This is a genomic window from Actinophytocola sp., from assembly GCF_035712165.1.
GTDB lineage: Bacteria > Actinomycetota > Actinomycetes > Mycobacteriales > Pseudonocardiaceae > DASYTH01.
In genome coordinates, this window is sequence record NZ_DASTBH010000174.1 from 1 (window position 1) to 3,096 (window position 3,096).

2 protein-coding genes are annotated in these 3,096 nt (G+C 69.7%); both read left to right on the forward strand.

The genetic code is table 11. The features are described from left to right. On the forward strand, positions 1-1,098 hold a 1,098-nt coding region (locus VFO68_RS09700; RefSeq protein ID WP_325157865.1), incomplete at its 5' end, for an ATP-binding protein. A 53-nt stretch (positions 1,099-1,151) separates the two neighbouring features. Beyond that, positions 1,152-2,807 carry an IS66 family transposase gene (gene tnpC, locus VFO68_RS09705; RefSeq protein ID WP_325157866.1) on the forward strand — a complete coding sequence of 552 codons (1,656 nt, stop codon included), beginning with the start codon at positions 1,152-1,154 and terminating at the stop codon, positions 2,805-2,807. The last annotated feature ends 289 nt before the right edge of the window (positions 2,808-3,096 follow it).

Genomic DNA, 3,096 nt, shown 5'->3' on the forward strand with positions numbered 1-3,096 from the left:
ACCTATCGGATGGGCAGGGTACGCGAGATCCGCCGGTTGTGGCGGCGGGTGCGGCCTCGCCGGTCGCGAACCGCCCCGGTAGGCACCTTTAGCCCCGACGGTCACGAGGCGCCGAACCGAGACCGAAGTCCTGGCCAGAACGGGCAGTTCGCCTTCCGCGCGGCCCGGCCGCAGGCCCGTACGCTCGGAGAAACGGCCACCGCCGGTCCGAGGCAGGGAATCATGACAGTCGCCGCCATCCCCATAGCGCAGCGCGTGATCGGCATCGACTCGCGGCGCTTCGCCTCGATCGAGAAAGCGCTCGTCGAGCTGATCACCAACTGCGACGACAGCTACTCCCGCTTGGAGCAGGGCGGTGCTCAGGTAAGTGGGCACGTCAAGGTCCGCTACGAGCGGCACCTGTCCGGCGCGGTGCTCGACGTCACCGACCAGGCGGAGGGCATGTCCTTCGAACGGGCCTCAGCCGTCCTGACCTACGGCGGCGCCCACAGCCCCCTGTCCCGCGGGGAGGGCGACGGCCGCGGCTACTTCGGGCGCGGGCTCAAGCAGGCCGTCTTCGGGCTCGGGCACGGCTGGATCGAGTCCGTCAAGGACGGCCGGCTCACCCGCATCGACCTGTTCCGCGGAACGGACGGCGGCTTCCTCTTCGACGACAACGGCGGGGACCGGCCGGCAACCGAGGCGGACCACGAGCGGCTGGGCATCGCCAAGAACGGCAGCCGGGTGACCATCGTCGTCGACAACCCGAACGCGACCGTCTCGCACTACCGGACCGTCATCCGTGCCGTGGCCGACAACTTCTCGCTTCGGGACGTGCTGACCCGCCGCAGGGTCGACCTCGTCCATTTGCAGGGCGGGCGTGAGATCGAGTGCAACGAGCAGGTGCACTTCGAGGAGCCTGCGGCGATCCTCCTGATCGGCCCCGACCAGGAGGAGAAGTTCACCTTTGACGACCAGGACTACGCCTACTCGGTGACCCTTAAGCGCAGCAAGGGTGTCGAGCTGACCATGAGCGGTGACGACCGCACGAACGGCCTGGTCGTCGTCTCGGGGCTGGCCGTGCTCGACTGCCAGGTAACCAGTCAGGCCCCTGGCTGACCTGCAGCGTGTCGGTGCTGGTGTCCGCTGTTTGATCATGCTTGACTCCGCCGGTGTCCGAGCCGCCGGTGACGCCCTCGTATGAGGAGTTGGCGGCTTTGGTGGCCGAGCAGGCCGCCCAGCTGGTCGAGCAGGCTGTGTTGATCGAGGCGTTGCGGGTCGAGGTGGAGGCGTTGCGGCGGCAGTTGGGCCGGGACTCCTCGAACTCCTCGCAGCCGCCGAGCACGGACGGGCCGGCCGCGAAGGCCAAGGCGAAGGCGGGCAGGCGTTCGGCCGGCCAGCAGGCCGAGCAGTCCCAGGACCGGCTGCCATCCGCGGGGGCTGATAGGGCGGCGGGCCGGGCGGGGCGTAAGCAGGGTGGGCAGCGGGGGCATCGCGGGAGCGGTCTGGCGCCGGTGGCCACCCCCGACCACCGGGAGCCGGTCGAGCCGTCGTGCTGCGGGGGCTGCGGTGGCGGGTTGGCCGGCGCGCCGGGCACGGTCGCGTCCCGGGTGCAGGTGTTCGACCTACCCGCCTTCTCGATGGCGGTGACCGAGTACCAGATGATGCGCCGCCGCTGCGGCTGCGGGCACGCCACCACCGCCGCTCTACCGGCGGGGGTGCGGGGCGGGCCGACCTGTTACGGCCCGAACGTGACCGCCGCGGCGACCCTGCTGGCCAGCCAGGACGTGCTCGGCATCGAACGCACCGCCGACTTGATGTCGGCGCTGCTCGGGGTGGCGGTGTCCACCGGGTTCATCTCCTCCTGCCTGACCCGGCTGGACGATGCGCTGACCACCGCCGGATTCGAGGAAACACTCAAGACGGCGCTGCACGCCCAGGACGTGCTGGGCACCGACGAAACCCCCGCCCCGCTGACCGCCACCGCCGCCGCCACCGCCGCCACCGCCGCCGCGGCCACCGCTGCTGCCGCTGCGGCCACGACTTCTGCCGCGGCCACCGCTACTGCCGCGGCCGCGGGCAGCGACTCGGACTGCCACAACCCGCACGTGTACACCGTGCGCACGATGCGGGCCTACACCGGCGGGGGCGCGGACCTGGTCTGGTACGGCGCGGCCGGGGACCGCACCAAGACCTCGATCAACGCGTTCGGGATCGTGAACGCGTTCCGCGGGGTGCTGGTCCGCGACGACTACGGCGGCTACACCAGCTACGACGCCGACCTGGCCGGCGTTCAGCAATGCCTGAGCCACGTGCTGCGCTACCTCGACGACGCCCACGCCATCGACACCGACGTCCAGGCCTGGGCCCGCCAGGTCGCCGACGCCCTCCGCGCGGCGATCCACGAGATCAACACCGCCCGCGCCGAAGGCCGAACCGACCTGGACACCGAACTACTCGGTCGGCTACGCCGCCGCTACGACAACGGCGTGAACGTCGGGATCTCCACGAACCTGTCCCGGCCCTGGCACAACGGCAACCATCCCGGCCTGCAACTCGCGCGACGGCTCAGGCGCAAGGCCGAGCAGGTGTGGCTGTTCACCACCCGACTCGACGTCCCCGCCACGAACAACGGGTCGGAATCGGCGATCCGCGGGTTCAAACTCGCCGCCAAGGTCCAAGGCTGCTGGCGCACCCTGGCCACCCTGCAACGCCACTGCCGGATCCGGTCCTACCTCGTCAGCGCCCGCAACCACGGACGCCGACCCATCGACGCCATCCGCGACGCTCTGTCCGCCAACCCCTGGATGCCACCCCAAGCAGCATGATCCACAGGGAGACCCTCTGACTGGTTACAGTCAACGTCCCCAGCCACACATACAGGAGAACTACATGCACAAACCAACCCGCCGCGGCCGCAACATCGGGGTGGTCGTGTTGGCTACGACGGCGCGATTGCCCGCGCAAGCTTCGCAGGTTCAAGTCCTGCCCCACGTCCCAACAATTAGATAGTGTGTCCAGAAGATGGCTTGCCGCATAGGGACTGAGCTACCTGCACAGAGTTGAACGCCATCGCCCGTCACGGCATCCGGATCAAGAGCTGGATCCGTCGACGAC